Origin of the sequence: Pimelobacter simplex (genome assembly GCF_024662235.1) — a bacterium.
GTDB lineage: Bacteria > Actinomycetota > Actinomycetes > Propionibacteriales > Nocardioidaceae > Nocardioides.
In genome coordinates this window covers 1855803-1876121 of the sequence record NZ_CP096276.1, presented here as the reverse complement: position 1 = coordinate 1876121, position 20319 = coordinate 1855803, and the positions used below count along the sequence as shown (strand labels likewise).

Sequence of the window (20319 nt, the reverse complement as noted above, 5' to 3'; positions counted from 1 at the left end):
TAGGAAGAGCCTCCGCCGGAAAGGCTCACACGACCCACGTGCCGTCGCGGAGCAGGGTCCGCCCGGCCGTCTCGTTGGCCTCGCGCCACGCCTGGAGGCGCTCCGGTCGCAGCACGAGGAAGACGTAGCCGGCGACGCCACGCGGGTCCCAGTCGGCCTGGGCGGCGTAGGCCTCGCCGAGCGCCGCGTCGTCGTCCACCCCGGCGGTGCGCTCCAGGACCGCGTCGATCATGACGACGTCGCGGGTCGGGCCGACGCCGAGGCGGGCCCGGCCGGAGGCCTGCAGGTTGTGCGCGGTGAGCGAGGCGCCGTCGACCGCGAGCACGACCCGCTCCCCCGCCCACGCCAGCGAGACCGGCACCAGGTGCGGCAGGCCGTCCGCCGCCGCCGTCGCCACCCACACGTCGATCGCGGGGGTGCTCAGCAGCGCCAGGCTGTCGGTACGACGGGTGGCGCCGTCGCGGGCGGGAGGCAGGTCGGCCACGTGCGCTCAGACGGCCTGGTTGATACGGACGTGGTTGCCGGCCGGGTCGCGGAACGCGCAGTCGCGCACGCCGTAGGGCTGGTCGATGGGCTCCTGGATGACCTCGGCGCCGGTCGCCTGGATCTGCTCGAAGGTCGCGTCGAGGTCGGGCGTGCTGAGGACCAGCGTGGCGTAGGTGCCCTTGGCCATCATCTCGGCGATGACGCGCTTCTCGTCGTCGGTGATGCCGGGGTCGGCGGCCGGCGGCGCGAGGACCACCGACGGGCCGGACTGCCCCTGGGGCGCGACGGTGATCCACCGCATGTCGCCGTAGCCGACGTCGTTGAGGACCTCGAAGCCGAGCACGTCGCGGTAGAACGCCAGCGACGCCTCGGGGTCGGTCTGCGGAAGGAAGCTGTGCTGAATGCTGATCTCCATGTCCGTCACGCTAGTCGCGTGGGGAACGGGTCCGCTTCTTGATTCCTGATCGGTCGGGTGACCTTCTTGGTGACGCACGAGGGCGGCTCGGCGACCACGCCGTCGTGGGCCGCGTCGCGGCTGGCGACCTCGTCGCGGTAGGCGCTGGGTGCCATGCCGACGAGCTCGGTGAACCGGGTGCTGAACGTGCCGAGCGAGGAGAAGCCGACCTCGAAGCAGACGTCGGTGACACTGAGGTCGCCGCGGCGCAGCAGCGCCATCGCCCGCTCGATGCGCCGCGTCATCAGGTAGGAGTACGGCGGCTCGCCGTAGGCCCGCTTGAACTCCCGGCTGAGGTGTCCCGAGGACAGGTGCACGTCGCGGGCCAGCGCGTCGACGTCGAGCGGCTGGGCGTACTCGCGGTCGATCCGGTCGCGCACCTTGCGCAGCAGCGCGAGCGTGCGCAGCCGCTCGGGGTCGATGCCCGGGGTCTCGCTGGCCACGCGGACATTGTCGCAAACCCGCGTGCGCACGGGGATAGCGTGGCGCCATGACTCGGGAGCCCGTCACCGTCCGCACCGCCCAGGCCGACGACGTCGATGCGGTGCGCGAGGTCGGGCACCGGACCTGGCCGCCGACGTACACGCCGATCGCGGGGGCCGACTACGTCCGGACCGGGCTGGAGCAGTGGTGGAGCCGCGAGCGCACCGCGCAGTCGATCGCCGCGGGGCGGGTGCTCGTCGCGGAGCGGGACGGCGCGGTGGTCGGCATGGCGGCGTACACGGTCGAGGGCGACGCGCTCGACCTGTGGCGGCTCTACGTCGTGCCGGAGGCGCACGGGACCGGCGCCGGGCACGCGCTGCTCGAGGCCGTGACGACCGGCCCCGCCGCGGGCCTGCGGGTGGTGCGCCTGGCGCACATGGACGGCAACACGGCGGCGCGGGCGTTCTACGAGCGCCAGGGCTTCACCGAGACGCACCGGTCCGCCGACGAGATCGGCGGACCGGACAACGTCTGGATGGAGCGACCGGTCCCTCGCTCCGGGGGTCACTGACCGGCGATGTACTCCACCGACGGACCGGCGGTCCAGCCGCCGTCGACGGCCAGCTCGGCGCCGGTCGTGTACGACGCGGCGTCGCTGAGCAGGTAGACGACGGCGCCGACGAGCTCCTCGGGCCGGCCCACGCGCTGGTAGGGGTTGTTGGGGAAGGCGCCCTCGTCGGCGACGATCCCGGTCGGCGCGGTCATCGGCGTCAGCACCATGCCGGGGTGCACCGAGTTGACCCGGATGCGGTCCCGGCCGAGCTCGACCGCGGCGATCTTGCTGAGCCCGCGCACGCCCCACTTCGCGGCGCCGTAGCCGCTCGTCATCGCCATGCCCATCAGGCCCGCGGCCGAGGAGATGTTGACGATCGAGCCACCGCCGGCGGTGCGCATCGCGGGGACGACCGCGCGCAGTCCGGTGTGCACGGCGATCAGGTTGATCTCGATGATCCGGCGGAAGACGTCCGTCGGCTCGTCGGCGGTCAGCTGACCGGTGGCGGAGATGCCGGCGTTGTTGACCAGCCCGTCGAGGCGGCCGAAGGCGTCGGTGCTCGCGGCGACCGCGGCGGCCCAGGACTCCTCACTGGTGACGTCGAGGTGCACGTAGCGGGCGGCCTCGCCGAGCTCGGCGGCGACGGCAGCGCCCTCGTCGTCGAGCAGGTCCCCGATCACGACCCGGCCGCCGGCGGCGACGATGCCGCGGGCGAACGCGGCGCCGAGACCCCGGGCGCCTCCGGTGACGAGGACGACCTTGTCCTGCAGATCCATGGTGCTTCCTTTCCCTGCGGCGCGATGGCGCCGCTTACTCGTGGCGTACGCCGACGAAGAGTGCCGCGCCGGCCGCGGCCGCCGCCTCGTGGGCGGTGAGACCGTCCTCGACCATGTGGGCGAGGGCGGAGATGGCGAGCACGATCGCCTGACCGCACGCGACGGTCGTGGCGACGGCGTGCTCGGGGGCGCCGATCCGGGCGGCGACGGCGGGCCGCAGCACCGCGGCGGTCGCATAGCTCGCCTCGAGCCAGACCCGGCGCAGCGCGAGGTCACCGAAGACCGTGCGCATGAACGCGCGGGAGTCGGCGTCGCTCATGGTGTGGTTCGCGGCGACGAACGCGCGGGTCACCGCCTCCCCCAGCGGCAGGTCCGCGGGCTGTGCGGCGAGCGCGGCGGCATAGGCCGCGTTGCCGTCGTCGAACAGCGGGCGCAGGCAGTCCGGCTTGGTCGGGAAGTAGCGGTGGAAGCTGCGCTCGGAGACCCCGGACGCGGCGACGAGGGTGGCCACGGTCGGGCTGGAGTCGCCCGCCGCGACGAACACGTCGGCGCACGCCCGGGCGATCCCCAGCAGGGTCGCGGTGTCGGGAGGGCGTCGGGCCATGGCTCCAGCGTACTCCTTTAGTGGCAGATCCTGCCACTAAAGAGGTGCGTAGGGTCGGTGACGTGCACCGCACCGAGCTGAGCGACCCGGCCGGCGTCCGCTGGACCCCCGGCACCCACCACGGCGTGGGCGCGCTCGTCCTCGGCGGCTCCAGCGGCCGCGTCGACGAGCAGCGCGCCCGCCTGCTGGCCGAGCAGGGCGTGCTCGCCGAGTCGATCCAGTGGTTCGGCGGCCCCGGGCAGCACGAGAGCCCGTGGGAGATCCCGCTCGAGACCTTCGCGGCCCGGGTCACCGCGCTCGCCGCCGCGTGCGACCGGGTCGTCGTCGCGGGCGTCTCGTACGGCGCCGAGGCGGCGCTGGCGACCGCGTGCCTGACCGACGCACCCGTCGCCGCGGTCGCGGCGTTCGCCCCGACCGACGTGATGTGGGCGGGCCTCGACGCCGATGGGCGGCAGACTGCCCACTGGACGCTGGACGGCGTGCCGCTCCCCCACGTCCGCTACGACGAGCGCTGGACACCGCACACCGACCCGCCGTCGTACGTGGGTCTCTACCGGGCCTCGCGCACCCTCGATCCCGACGGCGTGGCCGCCGCAACCCTCCCGGTCGAGCGGATCCCCGAGCTGCTGGTGGTCGCGGGCGACGACGACCAGGTCTGGCCGGCTCGCGAGCAGGCCGAGGAGATCGTGCTGCGGCGGGCGTCGTACGGGCTGGCGACGACGCTCGTCGCCGACCCCGAGGCCGGGCACCGCGCGATCCTGCCCGGCGAGGACGTCGTGGCCGCCGGCCAGCGGATGGCCCGCGGCGGCACCGAGGAGGCCGACCGCCGGCTCGGCGCGGCCGCCTGGGACGCCCTGCTCGCCCTGGTCGCGCCCAGCCGCTAGCGGCCGCCGCGCTCGATCCCCGCGAGCACCCCGGCGCCGAGCACGCCGACGAGGGGCCGGTAGCAGCGCCGGTCCAGGCTGAGGAACGTCGCCGACGGCTCCGCCATCCCGAGCACCTGGGTCGCGCGGCGTCCACCGAGGAACGCCCGGGCGAGCAGGCCGGCGCCGACCACCCCGCGCAGCACGTTGCGCGGGCGAGCGTCCCCGCCGGCCGAGGTCGTCGCCGAGGCGACGCCGGCACCGATGAGTCCCGCGCCGACGGCGACCGTGAGCGGCGCCGGCGGCAGGCCCGCACGCGACCCGGTCACGGCGTCGGCCAGTACCTCGCGAGAGCCGGCCGGCCACGGGCTCCCGCTCGCCCAGAGGAGGTGGAGCGCTCCGGCGGCGGCGAGCCCCCACCCCGCGGTACGGCGGGCGGCGGTGCGGCAGGCGGTGCGGCAGGCGGTGCGGCAGGCGGTGCGGCAGGCGGTGCGGCAGGCGGTGGTCATGTCGGCTCCTCGGAGGCGGCGGTCACGATGGCGTCGATCGCGCGGCCGAGGGCGGCCGCCGAGGTCGGGTTGCCGTAGGCGACGGCGCCGGCGATCGCGCCGTCGACGAGGTCGACCAGGACGCCGGCCGTCGCGCGGGGATCGGCGAGCCCGAGCCCGGCCAGCGCGCTCGTGGCGGCCTCGAGCAACCGGCTCCGGCCGGCCGCGAGCTCGCCCGCGTCGGGATCGGCGAGCAGTGCCAGCCGGGCCAACGCCGCCGTCCACCGCCGGGTGCGGCTCAGCTCGACGTAGCCGACCAGGAAGGGCGCGACGTCCCGCTCCGCCGGCAGCGGACCGAGCCCGGCCAGCAGGGCCAGGTCCTCGTCGAGGAGCCGCTGGACCACGCCGGCGATGAGGCTCGCCCGGGTCCGGAAGTAGTTCGACGTCGAGCCCGGCGCCAGCCCCGCCCGCTCGTCCACCGCCCGGTGGGTCAGTGCGCGCGCTCCCCCGCCGGCCAGCAGGTCGATCGCCGCCGCCAGCGCCGTCGCCCTCCGGTCCTGCAGACGCCCCTGCGCACCAGCCACACTACAACTGTAGTACGCCCGCCTCCCCGGCCCGCGCGCCGGGTTTCCTAGGGTGAGTCCATGAGCCAGATGCCGCCGCCCCCTCCGCCGCCGCCCGGGTACCTGCGCCTGACCGTCCAGGGCAACCGGATGCTGGCGATGATCACGCCGAGCATCCAGATCGACGGCTACCCGGTCGCGGCGCAGTACGGCCAGAACGTCTACCCGATCGCCCCCGGACCGCACCGGGTCTCGGGCCACGCGCAGTGGATGTGGCGCTACGGCCACGCCGAGCAGCAGTTCCAGGTGGCGCCGGGGCAGACCGCCGACGTCTTCTACGCAGCACCGGCGCTGACCTTCATCAGTGGCCGGATCGGGTTCGAGAAGCAGCGCACGCCGGGCCTGGTCCCGCTGATCGCCGGCCTGGTGGTGCTGTTCGCCCTGCTCTTCGGGCTGATCGCGGTCGCGGCGCTGGCGTCCTGAGCCTGGGGGGTTGACGTTCGTTGACCGATCGGTAAATTACCGATCGGTCAACCACGGAGGTCCGCCATGCCCGGCAGCAAGCGCGTTCCGCGCGCCCAGCGCGAGGAGCTCATCCTCGACGCCGCGACGGCCGAGTTCGGCCGCTACGGCCATGCGGGCGCCTCGCTGTCCGCGATCGCGGCAGGCGCCGGCGTCTCCAAGCAGCTCGTCCTCGGCTACTTCGGCTCCAAGGACGCCCTCTTCGCCGCCTGCGCCGACCGGGCCGGCGCCTCGATCGCCGACCGGATCGACGCCGTCCTCGCCGCGGGCGGGCCGCCGCTCACCCTGGCCGAGGGCACGCTCGCGGCCATCTTCACCGCGCTCGCGCCCCGGCCCCACGACTGGAACGTCCTCAATGACCGGACCACGCCGGCCGGCTCCGCCGCGCACCGGGCGGCGCGGACCGCGCGGGTCCGGATCGCCGAGCAGGCCCGCTCGGGCGTCGGGACCCTCGCCGCGCTCGACGCGGTCGCCGACGCCGACGACCTCGAGATCCTCACCGACATCTGGATGGGCAGCGTCTCGGCGCTCGTCGGCTGGTGGCTGCGCCACCCCGACCGCTCCGCCGCCGAGATGACCGAGCGCGGACGCCGCGCGCTCCTCGCCCTGTCCCGCACCCCGGCGCTCGACGAGCAGGAGACCCACCGATGACCGTTCCCGACCGACGCTCCTGGTGGGGCTGGGGCACCGAGGGCCGACAGCTCACGGCCGCCGAGGCCGACACGCTCGCCGGGCGCGTGGCGGCGCTGCTGCCCGGCCACGACCTCACCGACCACGCCCCGCCGGACCCGGCCGCGTTCGCCGTACCGGCGCCCCGGGTCACGCCGCCCGCGGCACTCACCGCGCTCTGCTCGGCCGATCCCGTCGACCGGCTCGGGCACGCCCGCGGCAAGGCCTTCCGCGACGTGGTCCGCAACCTCACCGGCGTCCGCGGCCCGGTGCCCGACCTCGTCGTCCGCCCGCGCACCGAGCAGGACGTCGTCGACGTGCTCGACTGGTGCACCTCGACGGCCACCCCCGTCGTCCCCTACGGCGGCGGCAGCTCGGTCGTCGGCGGCGTCGAGCCCCGCTTCGAGGGCCCGGCCGTCAGCCTCGACCTGGAGCACCTCGACCAGGTCGTCGAGATCGACACCACCAGCCGCGCGGCACGGATCCAGGCCGGCACCTACGGCCCCGCGCTCGAGGCCCAGCTGCGCCCGCACGGGCTGACCCTGCGCCACTTCCCCCAGTCCTTCGAGTTCTCCACGCTCGGGGGCTGGCTCGCGACCCGGGCCGGCGGCCACTTCGCCACGCTCGCCACCCACATCGACGACCTCACCGCGTCGCTGCGCGTGGTCACCCCCGCGGGCACCAGCGAGTCGCGCCGCCTGCCCGGCTCCGGCGCGGGCCCCTCGCCGGACCGGATGTTCCTCGGCTCCGAGGGGGCGCTCGGCGTGATCACCGAGGCGTGGATGCGCCTCCAGCTGCGCCCCACCTGGCAGCGCACCGCCACCGTCGCCTTCACCTCGTACGACGCCGCGGTCGCCGCCACCCGCGCGATCGCCCAGTCCAGCCTGCACCCGGCCAACTGCCGCCTCCTCGACCCGGCCGAGGCCCTCATCAACGCCGGGACCGCGGTCGACGGCGGCCTGCTCATCCTCGCCTTCGAGTCCGCGGACCACCCGGTCGACGCCTGGCTCGGCCGGGCCCTCGAGCTGGTCGCCGACCACGGCGGCACCGTCCTCGCCACCCGGGACCGGGCCACGGACGCCGGCGACCACGGCGCGACCACCGAGGCCGGCGACGCGTCCCAGGCGTGGCGCTCGGCGTTCATCCGGATGCCCTACCAGCGCGACGCCCTCGCCCGCCGCGCGATGGTCGTGGAGACCTTCGAGACCGCGTGCACCTGGGCGGCGTTCCCGGACCTCCACGCGGCCGTCACCGCCGCGGCCACCGACGCGATCGCCCGGGTCTGCGGCGGCCAGGGCGTCGTCACGTGCCGGTTCACCCACGTCTACCCCGACGGCCCGGCGCCCTACTACGGCGTCTACGCGGGCGGCCGCTGGGGCAGCACCCTGGCCCAGTGGGACGAGATCAAGGCCGCCGTCTCCGACGCGATCATCGCCCACGGCGGCACCATCACCCACCACCACGCGGTCGGCCGCGACCACCGCCCCTGGTACGACGCCCAGCGCCCCGAGCCCTTCGCCCAGGCGCTGCGCGCGGCCAAGACCGCGCTCGACCCGGCCGGCGTCCTCAACCCCGGGGTGCTGGTGTGAACCTCCTGCGCCACGCGGCGCCGCTCCTCGTGCCCGCGCTCCTGCGCACCGACCGCCGCCTGCAGGCCTCGACCGAGCCGTTCCGCCGGACCGACCTCTTCCGCCCCCACCCGCGCTCGCGCACCTGGGCCTGGACCCACCTCGGCGTCTTCCTGCCCGACCTGCCGGCGCCCTACCGCTTCCTCAACACGATGACGTTCATCGGCGCGACCGGCACCACCTGCTTCGACGACGACCGGATCGCCGCGCCCGACGCCCGCGACACCGCGATGGTGCTCTCCGCGACCGCGCACGGCGAGCAGCACCACCACGCCGGCTACGACGCGGCCACGGAGTGCTCGTTCCCCCAGTCCGGGCCGCTGCGCTGGGGCGAGGACCTCACCGTCGAGGTCGACCTCCCCCGCGTGCGCGTCGCCGGTCGCTACGCGGCCTTCGAGGCCGACGTCGAGCTGGACGTCACCGACCTCGCGTCCTGGTTCGTCCGCAGCCCGGCGTACGACCACGTCAGCCTGCTCGCGCCCTACCGCGCCACCGTGCGTCACGACGCGACCGAGCACACCTTCGCCGGACTCGGCACCGTCGAGTACGCCCGCAGCCTCTCCCCGCAGTCGCTCCTGCGGCGCCCGCTGCCCGGCTGGGCCAAGCTGCCGATCGAGTTCTTCACCTACCAGATCGTCAACCTCGACGCCGACACCCAGCTGCTGCTGACCGACGTCAGCGCCCACGGCGTGACCGCCTGCCGGCTGCTCCACGTGCGCACCCGCGGCGGAACCGCCGAGGTCTACGACGACGTGCGGTTCGAGGTCACCGCCTGGGATCCCGAGCCGCGCCACGACCCCGCCGGGCGCCCGATGCGGGTGCCGCTCCGGATGCGCTGGACCGTCCGCGACGGCGCCGCCGAGGTGCTCCGGATGGACGCCGAGGTCGACGCGCCCTACCGCTACGGCCACGGCACCGGCTACGTCTCGGCCTTCCGGCACGAGACGACCTGGCGCGGTGCGCAGCGCACCGGCAGCGGGTACGTCGAGTGGGTCGACCGCCGTCAGGACACCGCGGGCTCGGCCACCCACGCCTCGCTGCGCGACCAGAGCTCGGCAGCCAGCTCGTCGGTCACCACCCGCGACGGCTCCTTGACCCGCTCGTCGTCGTAGTAGCGCCCGCTCTCGCCCGCCACGTCCGGCGACGTGGCGCAGTAGAGCGAGGTCCGGGCGCCGTCGGCGGTCGACTTCATGAAGAGCTTCATCACGTGGCGCACGCCGAACGGCACCTCGCGCCACACGTCCGAGGCGATCGCCCCCGGGTGCAGCGAGTAGGTCGTGACCCCGGTGCCCTCCATCCGGCGGGCGAGCTCACGCGCGTGGAGCACGTTGGCGAGCTTGGAGACGCAGTACTCGTCGAACGCCGTGCGCGTCACGCTCGGGCGCCGTACGGCGTCCCAGTCGATGCCCTTGGCGCGGTAGTGCCCCGTGCTCGCGACGTTGACGATCCGCCCCGGCCCGGTCGCCGCGACGTGGTCGCGGAGCAGCTCGGTGAGCAGGAACGTCCCGACGTGGTTGGTCCCGAACGCCAGCTCGAAGCCGCTCGCCGTCATCCCCCGCTTGCCGGCCAGCCCGGCGTTGTTGAGCAGGACGTCGAGCCGCTCGCCCGAGGCGAGGAAGGTCGCGGCCGCCGCCCGGACCGACGCGAGGTCGCCCAGGTCCAGCGGCAGGTAGTCCAGGTCGGTGTTGCCGGTCTCGTCGGCGATCTCGCGGATCGCCGCCCGGGTCTTGTCCTCGGAGCGCCCGGCGAGTACCACCCGCGCACCACGCCCGGCCAGCACCCGCACCGTCTCCTTGCCGATCCCGGTGTTGGCGCCGGACACCAGGAAGGTCTTGCCGCGCAGCTCGCTCATGCCCGCATCCTCGCCGTCGTGACGACGGGCTGTCTTCCTCCCACGGTCGGAGATCGCCGGCGCCTCAGGTCGGCCCTCACCCGACCGATCGAAGAAGGAAGAGCACCGGGAGACACACCATGCGGGAATCCGACGTCATCGACCAGGGCCACCTGTCCCACGACCGGCCCTGCCCCTACTGCGGGCACGCCGGGCACTACTACCTGCCGTGCGACCACGACTGCGGCTGCGAGGTCCGGACCCGGTCCTGAGCCGGCCCCGATCACCCGGCATGTGACGCACGTCATAGACCGGGTGTGACGCAGGTCATGTCAGAGTGAGGCCATGAGCCTCGCGCTGATCCTCACCTTGGTCGCCGTCCTGGTCGTCGCCGCGCTCGCCGTCGGCGCGCTCTTCGGGGTCGTCTACTGGGCCGGGCGGTCCAGCAGCCGCGCCCAGGTGCGCGGGGCGGGCCACGGCCCGACCCACCCCGCCTGAGACCTCAGTCGATCGACTGGCCCAGCAGCCCGGTCACCAGCGCCCGGACGGCGTCGTCCCCGCTGATCGCCACCCGCGCGTCGTCCCCGCGGTGCCACAGCCACGCGTCGAGGTCGGAGGCCGTCGCGGCGACCACGAGCGCAGGCGCGGTGCCCGGGTCGGCCACGACGTGCTGGTCGGGCTCGTCGGCGTAGACCTTGCCCTCGGGCGAGGTGCCCGCGAACGTGCCGAGGCGGGTCCAGATCGAGGTCGCGGTGTCGGTCATCCGGTACTCGACGACGTGCTCGCCGGGGGTGAACCGGCCCCAGTCGGGCAGGCCGCCGTACATCACGTCGAGGGCCTCGTGGACCCCGTCGGTGGCCAGCGCCGCGGGCAGCGGGGTCACCTGTCCGGCGGCCAGCTCGGCGTCGAGGCGGTGGATCAGCGCCTCGTGGGCCTGGCGGCGGTAGGTGAAGGCGACCTTCTGGTCGTCCGGGCCCGACCACGACCAGGCCGGCTCGGCCGGGTCGGCTGCCGCCAGCGTGGCGACGAAGGTGTCGTGGGTGCTCCGGAAGCGCGCCAGCTCGTCGTCGTACGACGCGAGGGGGGCGCGCCCCTCGGCGTCCTCGTCGACGGGCGCCACCGGCCGGCCGGCGATGATGCCGGTCCAGAAGTGCTGGACCCCGCTCAGGTGGGCCACCAGGTCCGCGGCGGTCCAGTCGGGGCACGAGGGCACCCGTGCGTCGGGCGGGCAGGTCGCGAGGACGTCGGCGAACCGGGCGGACTCGGTGCGGATGTGGTCGAGGTAGGCGTCAGGGCCGAGAAGGGTCATGGACGAAGCATGACCTTGATCGCGCGCCGCTCGTCCATCGCCCGGTACCCCTCGGGCGATTCCTCCATCGGCAGGGTCAGGTCGAAGACCCGGCCCGGGTCGATGGCCCGGTCCTGGACCAGCCGCAGCAGGTCGGGCAGGTAGCGGCGCACGGGGGCGATGCCGCCGCGCAGGCCGATGTTGGTCTCGAAGAGCTTGCGCACGGGCAGCTCGACCCCGTGCGGTACGCCGACGTACCCGACGCCGCCGCCGGGCCGGGTGACCCCGATCGCGGTCGTCATCGCGTCACCGGTGCCCACGCACTCGAGCGCCGCGTCGGCGCCCACGCCGTCGGTGAGCTCGAGCACCTCGGCGATCGCCTCCTTGCCGCGGGCGGCGACCACGTGGGTCGCCCCGAACGCCTGGGCCAGCTCCTGGCGCGGGGCGTGCCGTGACATCGCGACGATCCGCTCGGCGCCCATCGCCTTGGCCGCGATCACGGCGCACAGACCGACCGCGCCGTCGCCGACCACCACCGCGGTGTCGCCCGCCTTGACGCCCGCGCAGACCGCGGCGTGCCACCCGGTCGGCATCACGTCGGTGAGCGCGAGCACCGAGGCGAGCAGGTCCTCGGGCGGCGTACCGCCGGTGGCGACGAGGCTGCCGTCGGCCTGGCCGACCCGGGCGTACTCGGCCTGGCCGCTGGAGGTCATCGACAGGTTGACGCACGCCGACTGAGCGCCGTTGCGGCAGTGGGCGCAGGTGTTGTCGCAGTGGCAGAACGGCACGATCACGTAGTCGCCGGGCCGGAAGTCGCGCACCTCGGCACCGACCTCCTCGACCACGCCGATGCACTCGTGGCCGATGGTGGCGCCGGGACGGATCGGGTTCTCCCCGCGGTAGGGCCACAGGTCCGAGCCGCAGATGCAGCCGGCGGTGACCTTGACGATGGCGTCGGTGGGACGCTTGAGCTGAGGGTCGGGGACCTCGTCGACCCGGATGTCACGGGTCCCGTGGATCGTCGTCGCGCGCATGTCCCGCAGTCTTCCACCTGGACCGGAACCGCCGCGCCGGGGCGCCGCGTGCTTGCCTTATCTCATATATGAGTTACCGTCGAGGCATGACTTCCGACGAGCCGACCGACGACTACAAGGGCCGGATCGGGAACCTCATCCGGGACGCTCGCAAGCACCGTGAGCTGACCCAGGCGCAGCTGGCCGAGCGCCTCGGCACCAGCCAGAGCGCGATCAACCGGATCGAGAAGGGCCACCAGAACCTCTCGCTCGAGATGCTCGCCCGGATCGGCAGCGCGCTCGACTCCGAGATCGTCGCGCTCGGCGCGGGCCCGACCCACCTGCGGGTCAAGGGACCCACGACCCTGACCGGCAGCATCGACGTCAAGACCTCCAAGAACGCCGGCGTCGCGCTCCTGTGCGCCTCGCTGCTCAACCGGGGCCGCACCACGCTGCGCAAGGTCGCGCGCATCGAGGAGGTCAACCGGCTGCTCGAGGTCCTCGACAGCATCGGCGTGCAGACCCGCTGGATCAACGGCGAGAACGACCTCGAGATCATCCCGCCCAAGGACATCGACCTGACCCGCATCGACGAGGAGGCCGCGCGGCGTACCCGCTCGGTGATCATGTTCCTCGGCCCGCTGCTGCACCGCGCCGACACCTTCGAGCTGCCCTACGCCGGCGGCTGCAACCTCGGCACCCGCACGGTCGAGCCGCACATGTCCGCGCTGCGCCCGTTCGGCCTCGAGGTCAAGGCGACCGACGGCTGGTACCACGCCCAGCTCAACCGGGCGATCGTCCCCGGCCGCCCGATCGTGCTCACCGAGCGCGGCGACACGGTCACCGAGAACGCGCTCATGGCCGCCGCACTGCATCCCGGCACCACCGTGATCCGCAACGCCTCGTCCAACTACATGGTCCAGGACCTCTGCTTCTACCTCCAGGCGCTCGGCGTCGAGGTCGAGGGCATCGGCACCACGACCCTGACCGTCACCGGCCGCGAGAGCATCGACGTCGACGTCGACTACTCCCCCAGCGAGGACCCGATCGAGGCGATGTCCCTGCTCGCCGCCGCGATCGTGACCCGCTCCGAGATCACCATCCGGCGCGCGCCGATCGAGTTCCTCGAGATCGAGCTCGCGGTGCTCGAGGAGATGGGCTTCCGCTACGACCGCACCGAGGAGTACCTCGCGGCCAACGGCCGGACCCGCCTGGTCGACATCACCACGCACCCCTCCGACCTCGTCGCCCCCCGCGACAAGATCCACCCGATGCCGTTCCCCGGCCTCAACATCGACAACCTGCCGTTCTTCGCCATCATCGGCGCGGTCGCCGAGGGCCAGACCTACCTGCACGACTGGGTCTACGACAACCGGGCGATCTACCTCACCGAGCTCAACAAGCTCGGCGGCCGGGTCACCCTCCTCGACCCGCACCGGATCCAGATCGAGGGCCCGACCTCCTGGACCGGCACCGAGCTGGTGTGCCCGCCGGCGCTGCGGCCCGCGGTCGTCGTCCTGCTGGCGATGCTGGCGAGCAAGGGCACCTCCGTGCTGCGGAGCACCTACGTCATCCACCGCGGCTACGAGGACCTCGCCGAGAGGCTCAGCTCGCTGGGCGCCGAGATCGAGACCTTCCGCGACATCTGAGCTCGATGGGCCGAGCGCGTCTCCGCCGCCAGGGAGGCAGCAAGCTGCCGGGAGGCGTCTCCCGCCGCGCTGCCGGCCGAGCGGCCCAGCACCCTCTGAGAGGCCACCCCATGTACCTGGAGCCAAGCAGGGTCCTCGCTTTCGCGCACCGCGGCGGTGCCTACCACCCCGAGATCGAGGGCCTGGAGAACACGCTGGCCGCGTTCCGGCACGCCGCGGCGCTCGGCTACGACTACCTCGAGACCGACGTCCACCTGACCGCCGACGGCGTGCTGCTGGCGTTCCACGACGAGGTCCTCGACCGGGTCACCGACCAGCAGGGCGCGATCCGCGAGCTCACCCTCGCCGAGGTACGCCGCGCCCGGATCGGCGGGCGCGAGGAGGTGCCGACCCTGGTCGACCTCCTCGACGCCTTCCCCGAGGCGCGGTTCAACATCGACCTCAAGTCCGAGGGCGCGGCCGAGGCGCTCGCCGCGCTCGTCCGCGAGCGCGACCTGTGGGACCGGCTGCTCGTCGCCTCGTTCTCGCGCCGCCGGATCGGCCGCTTCCGTGAGCTCACCGGCGGCCGGGTGCCGACCGCGGCCGACCCCTGGCAGATCGTCGCCTTCCGGCTCTCCCCCAGCGTCCGGCTGGCCCGGCTCCTCGCCGGAGGGCGCTTCGCCGCCTTCCAGGTGCCCCACCGGCGCGGCCGGTTCGTGGTGACCACGCCCGGCTTCGTGCGCCGCGCCCACGCGGCCGGCCTCCAGGTCCACGTCTGGACCATCGACGAGCCCGCCGAGATGCACACGCTCCTCGACCGCGGTGTCGACGGGCTCTTCACGGACCGCACCGACGTGCTCAAGGATGTGCTGCAGCGACGTGGCCAGTGGTGGTCCGCGCGGGGAGGCACGACATGACGATCGCGGACCTGGGCCCGCTCAACCGGGCCCGCGAGCAGCGCGCCTGGTACTTCACCGACTGGGCCGCCTCGGCGTTCCAGACGACCGTCGCCGGCGTGCTCTTCGCGCCCTACCTGATCTCGGTGGCCGAGAACGCCGTCGGCGAGCACGGGCGGATCCACGTGCTCGGGCTCGCGATCGCGCCGGGCTCGCTGCCGTCGTACGTGATCACGGTGTCGACGCTCCTGAGCGCCCTGATCTTCCCCCTCGTCGGCGCGATCGCCGATCGCACCGCCCGCAAGCCCGACCTGCTGGTCGGCCTGTCCTGGATCGGCGCGGTCGCCGCGGGCCTGCTGTTCTTCATGAGCGGCGAGAACTGGCTCTTCGGCAGCATCGCGTTCATGGTCGCCAACCTCGCCGGTGGCGCCGCGATCGTGGTCAGCGACTCGATCCTGCCCCTCATCTCCGACGAGAAGGAGCGCGACCGCGTCTCGTCGGTCGGCTGGGCCTACGGTTACGCCGGCGGCGGCCTCCTGCTCGCCGTCAACTTCGCCGTCGTCACCTTCCACGACGCCCTCGGCCTCGACAAGGAGATGGCCGTGCGCCTCTCCCTGCTCTCGGCCGCGATCTGGTGGGCGGCGTTCATGGTCATCCCCTGGCGCCGGATCAAGCAGCACCCCCCGGTCGATGTCGAGGAAGTCAGCGGCGGCCTGATGTCCCGCTCCTTCGGCCAGCTCGCCGCGACCCTGCGCGACCTGCGCAACTACCCGGTCGCGCTGACCTTCCTGGTCGCCTACCTGTTCTTCAACGACGGCATCCAGACCGTCATCGCCTCCGCCTCGACCTTCGGCATCGAGGAGCTCGGCTTCGGCGAGGGCACCGTGCTCGGCACCTACCTGCTCGTGCAGTTCGTGGCCATGTTCGGCGCGATCGGCTTCGGCCGCGCTGCCGCGCGCCACGGCGCCAAGAAGGTCATCCTGGCCGGGCTCGTCGGCTGGATGGCCATCGTGAGCGTCGCGCTCGTCGTACCGGACGGGCAGCTGGTGCCCTTCCTGGTCCTCGGCGTCGCGATCGGCGTCGTCCTCGGCGGCACCCAGGCGCTGGCCCGCTCGTACTTCTCGCTGTTCATCCCGCGCGGCAAGGAGGCGGAGTACTTCAGCCTCTACCACGCCATGGACCGCGGGACCTCGTGGTTCGGCACGCTGACCTTCGGCATCGTCTACCAGATCACCGACTCCTACCGGCCGGCGATCTTCGCCCTCATCGCGTTCTTCGTCCTGGGCGGGCTGCTGCTCCTGCGGGTCGACACGGAGCGTGGGATCCGGGACGCTGGCAACGAGCGGCCGGCCGTGATCTGACCCCGTGCGCACCATGGGTGGCCGGACAGGGTGGTACAGACAGATGGTGTCAGGCGCCTCATCGAGGCTTGGAACCTTTTACCGGTGGGTAGCGTTGAAAGGACCAGAGGCGAAACACGGGAGGTGAGGTTCTCATGGCGGAGCGCACACTGCGCGGTGCCCGACTGGGCGGCCAGTCGTTCGAGGACGAGCGGGGGATCGAGTTCGCTGCTCGCCAGCAGGTCGGCTACCGCTGTCCCCAGGGGCACGATTTCGAGATCACGATGTCGATCGAGGCGGAGGTGCCCGCCATCTGGGAGTGCCCCCGATGCGGGCTCGAGGCCGAGTCCACGGCCGGCATCCAGCGTGAGGTCAAGGCGGAGAAGCCCCAGCGGACCCACTGGGACATGCTGCTGGAGCGTCGCTCGGAGAAGGAGCTCGAGGAGATCCTCACCGAGCGCCTGGAGCTCCTGCGCGGCGGCGAGATCGGCCCGGCGCACCTGCACCGGGCCAACGCCCGCAAGCGCAAGGCTGCCAAGGCCTGACGCTCGGCCCACGAACCGAGGATCAGTCCTCGGACTCGTCGATCACCTCGCCCCGGACCACCACTGGTCCGGGGCGAGTGGCGTCTCCGGGGCCGGCCGGGCCGAAGGGGCCGCTGAACGTCCCGACCCGCCGTACGGCGAGCCCGGCGACCAGCCCGCGGAACAGCGGCCGGGTGAACGGGACGATGAGCAGCAGCGCGAGCAGGTCGCTGACGAACCCCGGGACGGCGAGCAGCACGCCCGCGACCACGACCAGCCCCCGGTCGCCGACCTCGCGGTCGGGCAGCTGACCGGTCTCGAGCCGGGTGCGCAGGGCGTCGACCGCGCGGCGTCCGGCGCGCCGGATCACCGCGATGCCGAGGACGACGTCGAGGAACAGCAGGAGCACGGTCCAGCCCACGCCGATGCTCCGGCCCACGGCGGCCAGCACGACCACCTCGAGGGCCGCCACGAGGCCGAGGCCCAGCAGCACCAGGGCCAGCGTCCGGCGTCCGCGCCTGCTCATCGGCGTCTCTCCCTCATCGTCGTTGCAGCTCCCGCTCCGCCTCCGCCGGGCCGCGCTCGCTGCGCAGCCGCGCCCACCGCTCGCGCAGACCCCACTCGGTGATCCGCTTGAGCGACTCCACGGCCACCTGGCCGCTCATCTTGGACTCGCCGCGCACCCGCTCGACGAACTCAATGGGCACCTCGCGCACGGTCAGGCCGGCGCGCAGGGTCCGCGAGACGAGGTCGGTCTGGAAGACGTAGCCCGTGGAGCGCACCTCGTCGAGGCGCAGCTTCTCCAGGGTCGTGCTCCGGAAGAGCCGGAAGCCGGCGGTCGCGTCGCGCACGTCGATGCCGAGCAGCACCCGGACGTACAGGTTGCCGCCGCGCGAGAGCGCCTCGCGCTGCCAGGGCCAGTTGACGACCGAGCCGCCGGGGACCCAGCGCGAGCCGATCACCAGGTCGGCGTCGCGCAGCGCGGTGAGCAGGCGGTGGAGCTGCTCGGGCTGGTGGGAGCCGTCGGCGTCCATCTCGCCGATGACGTCGTAGCCCTGCTCCAGGGCCCACCCGAACCCGGCGAGGTACGCCGCCCCGAGCCCGCCCTTGGCGGTGCGGTGCAGCACGTGGACCTGGGGGTCGGCCGCGGCGAGCCGGTCGGCGATGGCGCCGGTGCCGTCGGGCGAGCCGTCGTCGACCACGAGGACGTCGACGGCGGGCTGGGCGGTGCGCAGCCGGTCGACGATCCAGGCGAGGTTGTCCGCCTCGTTGTACGTGGGGATCACCATCACCGTGCGGCCCAGGGTGAGATCGGTGTCAGCCAACGGATGCCTCGCTCGTGTTCGTGGTGGGGGTCGGCGCGGGGTCGCCCTCGGTGGAGCTCACCCGCGCAGGGCCATCGAACTCTCGCCGTCGACGGTACGCGAGGGCACCTGACACGAGAGCGCCGAGCGTCAGGAGGGTGAACATCCGGGCCGGCCAGGGGCCCAGGCGCATCGCCGGGGTCAGGCCCGTGGCCAGGCCGACCTCCTCGTCGAGCACGCCCGTGGTCCGCGGCGTCAGCGAGGCGACCACGGTGCCGTCGGAGGCGATCACGCCGGTGCGGCCGTTGGTCGAGGCCACCGTCAGCCAGCGGCCCGCCTCGATGGCCCGCAGCCGGGTGATCGCGAACTGCTGCTCGATCTGGTGGGTGAAGATGAAGCTGGCGTTGCTGGTCTGGACCGTGAGCAGCTGGGCTCCCGAGCGGACCTGCGGCGGCAGCACGCCGTCGTAGGCGACGTCGAAGCAGATCGCGTCGGCGACCTCGATCCCGGCCACCCGCAGCGGCGTGGTGCGGGTGCCGGCCCGCATGTCGCGCGAGATGAGCGCGAGCTTGCCGAACTTGGGGTTCCAGATGTCGCGGAACGGGATGTACTCGCCGTAGGGCACCGGGTGGTGCTTGGTGTAGCGGTCCCCCGGCCCGGTCTCCGGGTCCCAGACGATGCCCTGGTTGAGGACGTGCTTCGGGCCGTCGTCGACGATCCCGCCGACCACCACCGGTACGCCGATCGCGGCGACCGCCTCGGTGATCCCGGTGTTGACCTCGCCGGGCTCGAACGGGTCGACCGCCGTGGAGTTCTCGGGCCACAGCACGAAGTCGGGCCGCGGCCGCTCCCCCGCCGAGACCTGCGCGGCGAGCTCGACCGTGGCGTCGACGTGGTTGCGGGTGACGCCGAGGTAGTCCCAGAGGATGTCGTTGCCCGGTCCGGGCACGTTGCCCTGGACGACGGCCACGGTCGCGGTCCCGGTCTGGGGGATGTCGTAGGGCACGACGGCGGGCGTCACCAGCAGCGCCAGGACGCCGACCGCGCCGAGCGCGGGCAGCCGCCACGGCACCGTGGTGTCGCGGCGCCGCGCGAGCAGGGCCTCGACCAGGCGAGCCAGGGCGAACCCGGTCAGGGCGAGCAGGAACGAGAGCCCGGTCATCCCGACGTAGGCGACCATGTTGGCCGCCGGGGTGTCGACCGCGGCGAACGCCAGTCGTCCCCAGGGCATCCCGCTGAACGGCCAGCCGCTGCGGATCGTCTCCATGGTGGTCCACGCCGCGGCCAGCCACAGCGGCCAGACCGGCAGCCGGCGCAGCAGGGGCACGGCGAGGCCCAGCAGGCCGTAGAACAGCGCCTCGGCGGCCGAGAGCGCCAGCCAGGCGTCGGTGCCGATCGAGGCCCGCATCCAGGCGATGTGGCTGTAGTAGAAGACCACGCCGAAGACGAGCCCGACGAGGAAGGAGCGGCGCACGCTGAGGTCGCGCAGCGCGAGCGCGTAGAGCGCGACGCCGAGGGGCAGCAGCCACCCCATCGCGACCGGCTCGAACGACGCGGTCAGCAGGGCGCCGCCGAGAGCCGCGAGGAACGAGCGTTGCACCACGCGCAGAGCCTAGTCGGCCGGGCCTCCCCTGCAGGACGGAAGGGTCGGGGGCGCCTTCGGACCATCGCGACGCCGGCTGGCTGCAGAAGCAGCGACGTTGTCTAGGGAGCCCCGGACCCTTCCGGTCCGCCCTCGAGGAGCGAACCGACCTCCGCGAACCGTGGTCGGGTGGAGCTGGTGCTACTCCCCCGAACGTACGGCCACTCGGACGTCGGTCCGCCGGCCACGACCTGCACGAGCGAACGTCTCCGTACTCTGGTGAGCCTTACCCGCACTGTCAACCGTCCGCTGACCTGCGGCGATCCGCGTTCTCGCAGGTCAGAAGGGGCCGCCGGGGGCCCGAAAAAGTCCGAAAAAAGTCGGCGCCCACGGCGTGTCGCCGGGCGACGCGCCGGGCTCAGGTGCTGACGGGCCGGTTCTCGTAGTAGGTCGAGAGCACGATCGTGGTCCGGGTCGACACGTTGGCGACCGAGCGGATCCGGCTCAGCAGGCCCTCGAGCTCGAAGGGCGTGGTGATCCGCACCTTGAGGAGGTAGGACTCCTCACCGGCCACCGACCAGCACGACTCGATCTCGGGCAGGTCGACGAGCCGGTCGGGGCAGTCGTCGGGCTGCGAGGGGTCGATCGGGCGGATCGCGATGAACGCGGTCAGCGGCAGACCGATCTCGGCGTAGTTGACGGTGGCGCCGTAGCCGAGGATGAGGCCGCGCTGCTCGAGGCGCTTGACCCGCTGGTGCACGGCCGAGGTCGAGAGCCCCGTGGCCCGCCCGAGATCGGTGTACGACATGCGCCCGTCCTTGGCCAGAAGCTCCAGGATCTGCCGGTCGGTCGCCTCGACCGCGGGATTGGTGCTCTGACTCACA

The 20319-nt window shown here is 73.4% G+C and carries 26 protein-coding genes; 12 read left to right on the top strand and 14 right to left on the bottom strand.

The window, feature by feature from the left end; genetic code table 11:
- Nucleotides 1–25 precede the first annotated feature (25 nt).
- Genes M0M48_RS09065 through M0M48_RS09055 form a run of 3 tightly spaced genes read right to left on the bottom strand, consistent with a single transcriptional unit; the run spans nucleotide 26 to nucleotide 1383 of the window.
- Nucleotides 26–484, bottom strand: coding sequence for a pyridoxamine 5'-phosphate oxidase family protein (locus M0M48_RS09065; protein WP_257750867.1), 459 nt, complete (start codon nucleotides 482–484; stop codon nucleotides 26–28).
- A gap of 6 nt (nucleotides 485–490) precedes the next feature.
- Entirely contained in the window at nucleotides 491–901 is a 411-nt protein-coding gene (locus M0M48_RS09060) for a VOC family protein (RefSeq protein ID WP_215815914.1), read from the bottom strand.
- Between the two features lie 5 nt (nucleotides 902–906).
- Nucleotides 907–1383, bottom strand: coding sequence for a helix-turn-helix transcriptional regulator (locus M0M48_RS09055; protein ID WP_257750866.1), 477 nt, complete (start codon nucleotides 1381–1383; stop codon nucleotides 907–909).
- Nucleotides 1384–1430: 47 nt separating this feature from the next.
- On the opposite strand from M0M48_RS09055, the gene M0M48_RS09050 reads away from it, so the two are divergent.
- The gene (locus M0M48_RS09050; protein WP_215815915.1) at nucleotides 1431–1934 is read left to right on the top strand and encodes a GNAT family N-acetyltransferase; all 504 of its coding nucleotides are present in this window, start codon (nucleotides 1431–1433) and stop codon (nucleotides 1932–1934) included.
- On the opposite strand, the gene M0M48_RS09045 is transcribed toward M0M48_RS09050, so the two are convergent.
- Nucleotides 1928–2692, bottom strand: coding sequence for a glucose 1-dehydrogenase (locus tag M0M48_RS09045; protein ID WP_215815916.1), 765 nt, complete (start codon nucleotides 2690–2692; stop codon nucleotides 1928–1930). The two genes, M0M48_RS09050 and M0M48_RS09045, sit on opposite strands and share 7 nt — an antisense overlap.
- Before the next feature lie 34 nt (nucleotides 2693–2726).
- Nucleotides 2727–3296 (bottom strand): TetR/AcrR family transcriptional regulator, encoded by a 570-nt coding sequence (locus tag M0M48_RS09040; protein ID WP_257750865.1) that lies wholly within the window; start codon nucleotides 3294–3296, stop codon nucleotides 2727–2729.
- 62 nt (nucleotides 3297–3358) lie between these two features.
- Between M0M48_RS09040 and M0M48_RS09035 the strand changes: the two genes are divergently transcribed.
- Nucleotides 3359–4180, top strand: a complete 822-nt coding sequence (locus M0M48_RS09035; RefSeq protein ID WP_257750864.1) for an alpha/beta fold hydrolase — start codon at nucleotides 3359–3361, stop codon at nucleotides 4178–4180.
- On the opposite strand, the gene M0M48_RS09030 is transcribed toward M0M48_RS09035, so the two are convergent.
- Nucleotides 4177–4668, bottom strand: coding sequence for a DUF3995 domain-containing protein (locus M0M48_RS09030; protein ID WP_257750863.1), 492 nt, complete (start codon nucleotides 4666–4668; stop codon nucleotides 4177–4179). The two genes, M0M48_RS09035 and M0M48_RS09030, sit on opposite strands and share 4 nt — an antisense overlap.
- A complete protein-coding gene (locus M0M48_RS09025) occupies nucleotides 4665–5231 on the bottom strand; it encodes a TetR/AcrR family transcriptional regulator (protein ID WP_257750862.1) in 567 nt (188 codons plus the stop codon). The genes M0M48_RS09030 and M0M48_RS09025 overlap by 4 nt, the downstream gene beginning before the upstream one ends.
- A 60-nt stretch (nucleotides 5232–5291) precedes the next feature.
- On the opposite strand from M0M48_RS09025, the gene M0M48_RS09020 reads away from it, so the two are divergent.
- From M0M48_RS09020 to M0M48_RS09005, 4 genes are all read left to right on the top strand, one after another.
- Nucleotides 5292–5693, top strand: a complete 402-nt coding sequence (locus M0M48_RS09020; protein WP_215815920.1) for a hypothetical protein — start codon at nucleotides 5292–5294, stop codon at nucleotides 5691–5693.
- A 66-nt stretch (nucleotides 5694–5759) separates the two neighbouring features.
- The gene (locus M0M48_RS09015) at nucleotides 5760–6383 is read left to right on the top strand and encodes a TetR/AcrR family transcriptional regulator (RefSeq protein WP_215815921.1); all 624 of its coding nucleotides are present in this window, start codon (nucleotides 5760–5762) and stop codon (nucleotides 6381–6383) included.
- Entirely contained in the window at nucleotides 6380–7990 is a 1611-nt protein-coding gene (locus M0M48_RS09010) for an FAD-binding oxidoreductase (protein ID WP_257750861.1), read from the top strand. Before M0M48_RS09015 ends, M0M48_RS09010 begins: the two co-directional genes overlap by 4 nt.
- The gene (locus M0M48_RS09005; protein WP_257750860.1) at nucleotides 7987–9141 is read left to right on the top strand and encodes a DUF6670 family protein; all 1155 of its coding nucleotides are present in this window, start codon (nucleotides 7987–7989) and stop codon (nucleotides 9139–9141) included. Before M0M48_RS09010 ends, M0M48_RS09005 begins: the two co-directional genes overlap by 4 nt.
- On the opposite strand, the gene M0M48_RS09000 is transcribed toward M0M48_RS09005, so the two are convergent.
- Nucleotides 9033–9881, bottom strand: coding sequence for an SDR family oxidoreductase (locus M0M48_RS09000; RefSeq protein ID WP_257750859.1), 849 nt, complete (start codon nucleotides 9879–9881; stop codon nucleotides 9033–9035). The two genes, M0M48_RS09005 and M0M48_RS09000, sit on opposite strands and share 109 nt — an antisense overlap.
- Before the next feature lie 119 nt (nucleotides 9882–10000).
- Here M0M48_RS09000 and M0M48_RS08995 point away from each other — a divergent pair, with 119 nt between their 5' ends.
- Together M0M48_RS08995 and M0M48_RS08990 are read left to right on the top strand one after the other, a co-directional pair.
- The gene (locus M0M48_RS08995) at nucleotides 10001–10132 is read left to right on the top strand and encodes a hypothetical protein (RefSeq protein WP_257750858.1); all 132 of its coding nucleotides are present in this window, start codon (nucleotides 10001–10003) and stop codon (nucleotides 10130–10132) included.
- A gap of 73 nt (nucleotides 10133–10205) precedes the next feature.
- Entirely contained in the window at nucleotides 10206–10358 is a 153-nt protein-coding gene (locus tag M0M48_RS08990) for a hypothetical protein (protein WP_215815925.1), read from the top strand.
- Between the two features lie 4 nt (nucleotides 10359–10362).
- Here M0M48_RS08990 and M0M48_RS08985 read toward each other — a convergent pair whose 3' ends face one another.
- Together M0M48_RS08985 and M0M48_RS08980 are read right to left on the bottom strand one after the other, a co-directional pair.
- Nucleotides 10363–11169: a maleylpyruvate isomerase family mycothiol-dependent enzyme gene (locus tag M0M48_RS08985; RefSeq protein WP_215815926.1), complete on the bottom strand. Its 807-nt coding sequence runs from the start codon at nucleotides 11167–11169 to the stop codon at nucleotides 10363–10365.
- Nucleotides 11166–12182 carry a zinc-dependent alcohol dehydrogenase family protein gene (locus tag M0M48_RS08980; protein WP_257750857.1) on the bottom strand — a complete coding sequence of 339 codons (1017 nt, stop codon included), beginning with the start codon at nucleotides 12180–12182 and terminating at the stop codon, nucleotides 11166–11168. The genes M0M48_RS08985 and M0M48_RS08980 overlap by 4 nt, the downstream gene beginning before the upstream one ends.
- A gap of 86 nt (nucleotides 12183–12268) precedes the next feature.
- Here M0M48_RS08980 and M0M48_RS08975 point away from each other — a divergent pair, with 86 nt between their 5' ends.
- From M0M48_RS08975 to M0M48_RS08960, 4 genes are all read left to right on the top strand, one after another.
- Nucleotides 12269–13810, top strand: a complete 1542-nt coding sequence (locus M0M48_RS08975; RefSeq protein ID WP_215815928.1) for a UDP-N-acetylglucosamine 1-carboxyvinyltransferase — start codon at nucleotides 12269–12271, stop codon at nucleotides 13808–13810.
- Between the two features lie 110 nt (nucleotides 13811–13920).
- Nucleotides 13921–14706, top strand: a complete 786-nt coding sequence (locus tag M0M48_RS08970) for a glycerophosphodiester phosphodiesterase (protein WP_257750856.1) — start codon at nucleotides 13921–13923, stop codon at nucleotides 14704–14706.
- Nucleotides 14703–16046 (top strand): MFS transporter, encoded by a 1344-nt coding sequence (locus M0M48_RS08965; protein ID WP_257750855.1) that lies wholly within the window; start codon nucleotides 14703–14705, stop codon nucleotides 16044–16046. The genes M0M48_RS08970 and M0M48_RS08965 overlap by 4 nt, the downstream gene beginning before the upstream one ends.
- Before the next feature lie 134 nt (nucleotides 16047–16180).
- On the top strand, nucleotides 16181–16570 hold the full coding sequence (locus M0M48_RS08960; protein ID WP_038678948.1) for an RNA polymerase-binding protein RbpA: 390 nt from the start codon (nucleotides 16181–16183) through the stop codon (nucleotides 16568–16570).
- Between the two features lie 22 nt (nucleotides 16571–16592).
- On the opposite strand, the gene M0M48_RS08955 is transcribed toward M0M48_RS08960, so the two are convergent.
- From M0M48_RS08955 to M0M48_RS08940, 4 genes are all read right to left on the bottom strand, one after another.
- Nucleotides 16593–17075, bottom strand: coding sequence for an FxsA family protein (locus M0M48_RS08955; RefSeq protein ID WP_257750854.1), 483 nt, complete (start codon nucleotides 17073–17075; stop codon nucleotides 16593–16595).
- Between the two features lie 13 nt (nucleotides 17076–17088).
- Nucleotides 17089–17838, bottom strand: coding sequence for a polyprenol monophosphomannose synthase (locus M0M48_RS08950; RefSeq protein ID WP_257754467.1), 750 nt, complete (start codon nucleotides 17836–17838; stop codon nucleotides 17089–17091).
- 28 nt (nucleotides 17839–17866) lie between these two features.
- On the bottom strand, nucleotides 17867–19456 hold the full coding sequence (gene lnt, locus M0M48_RS08945; protein WP_257750853.1) for an apolipoprotein N-acyltransferase: 1590 nt from the start codon (nucleotides 19454–19456) through the stop codon (nucleotides 17867–17869).
- Nucleotides 19457–19853: 397 nt separating this feature from the next.
- On the bottom strand, nucleotides 19854–20318 hold the full coding sequence (locus M0M48_RS08940; RefSeq protein ID WP_257750852.1) for an Lrp/AsnC family transcriptional regulator: 465 nt from the start codon (nucleotides 20316–20318) through the stop codon (nucleotides 19854–19856).
- Between the last annotated feature and the right edge of the window lies 1 nt (nucleotide 20319).

Excerpts from the sequence above, each read along its gene's own strand:
- M0M48_RS09020 (WP_215815920.1), top strand. The coding sequence starts at position 5,292 with ATGAGCCAGATGCCGCCGCCCCCTCCGCCGCCGCCCGGGTACCTGCGC.
- M0M48_RS08990 (WP_215815925.1), top strand. The coding sequence starts at position 10,206 with ATGAGCCTCGCGCTGATCCTCACCTTGGTCGCCGTCCTGGTCGTCGCC.
- M0M48_RS09030 (WP_257750863.1), bottom strand. The coding sequence starts at position 4,668 with ATGACCACCGCCTGCCGCACCGCCTGCCGCACCGCCTGCCGCACCGCC.
- M0M48_RS09040 (WP_257750865.1), bottom strand. The coding sequence starts at position 3,296 with ATGGCCCGACGCCCTCCCGACACCGCGACCCTGCTGGGGATCGCCCGG.
- M0M48_RS08965 (WP_257750855.1), top strand. The coding sequence starts at position 14,703 with ATGACGATCGCGGACCTGGGCCCGCTCAACCGGGCCCGCGAGCAGCGC.
- M0M48_RS08950 (WP_257754467.1), bottom strand. The coding sequence starts at position 17,838 with ATGGTGATCCCCACGTACAACGAGGCGGACAACCTCGCCTGGATCGTC.
- M0M48_RS09000 (WP_257750859.1), bottom strand. The coding sequence starts at position 9,881 with ATGAGCGAGCTGCGCGGCAAGACCTTCCTGGTGTCCGGCGCCAACACC.
- M0M48_RS09045 (WP_215815916.1), bottom strand. The coding sequence starts at position 2,692 with ATGGATCTGCAGGACAAGGTCGTCCTCGTCACCGGAGGCGCCCGGGGT.
- M0M48_RS08960 (WP_038678948.1), top strand. The coding sequence starts at position 16,181 with ATGGCGGAGCGCACACTGCGCGGTGCCCGACTGGGCGGCCAGTCGTTC.
- M0M48_RS08975 (WP_215815928.1), top strand. The coding sequence starts at position 12,269 with ATGACTTCCGACGAGCCGACCGACGACTACAAGGGCCGGATCGGGAAC.
- M0M48_RS08980 (WP_257750857.1), bottom strand. The coding sequence starts at position 12,182 with ATGCGCGCGACGACGATCCACGGGACCCGTGACATCCGGGTCGACGAG.
- M0M48_RS09050 (WP_215815915.1), top strand. The coding sequence starts at position 1,431 with ATGACTCGGGAGCCCGTCACCGTCCGCACCGCCCAGGCCGACGACGTC.
- M0M48_RS08995 (WP_257750858.1), top strand. The coding sequence starts at position 10,001 with ATGCGGGAATCCGACGTCATCGACCAGGGCCACCTGTCCCACGACCGG.
- M0M48_RS09010 (WP_257750861.1), top strand. The coding sequence starts at position 6,380 with ATGACCGTTCCCGACCGACGCTCCTGGTGGGGCTGGGGCACCGAGGGC.
- M0M48_RS09015 (WP_215815921.1), top strand. The coding sequence starts at position 5,760 with ATGCCCGGCAGCAAGCGCGTTCCGCGCGCCCAGCGCGAGGAGCTCATC.
- M0M48_RS08970 (WP_257750856.1), top strand. The coding sequence starts at position 13,921 with ATGTACCTGGAGCCAAGCAGGGTCCTCGCTTTCGCGCACCGCGGCGGT.
- M0M48_RS08985 (WP_215815926.1), bottom strand. The coding sequence starts at position 11,169 with ATGACCCTTCTCGGCCCTGACGCCTACCTCGACCACATCCGCACCGAG.
- M0M48_RS09060 (WP_215815914.1), bottom strand. The coding sequence starts at position 901 with ATGGAGATCAGCATTCAGCACAGCTTCCTTCCGCAGACCGACCCCGAG.
- M0M48_RS08955 (WP_257750854.1), bottom strand. The coding sequence starts at position 17,075 with ATGAGCAGGCGCGGACGCCGGACGCTGGCCCTGGTGCTGCTGGGCCTC.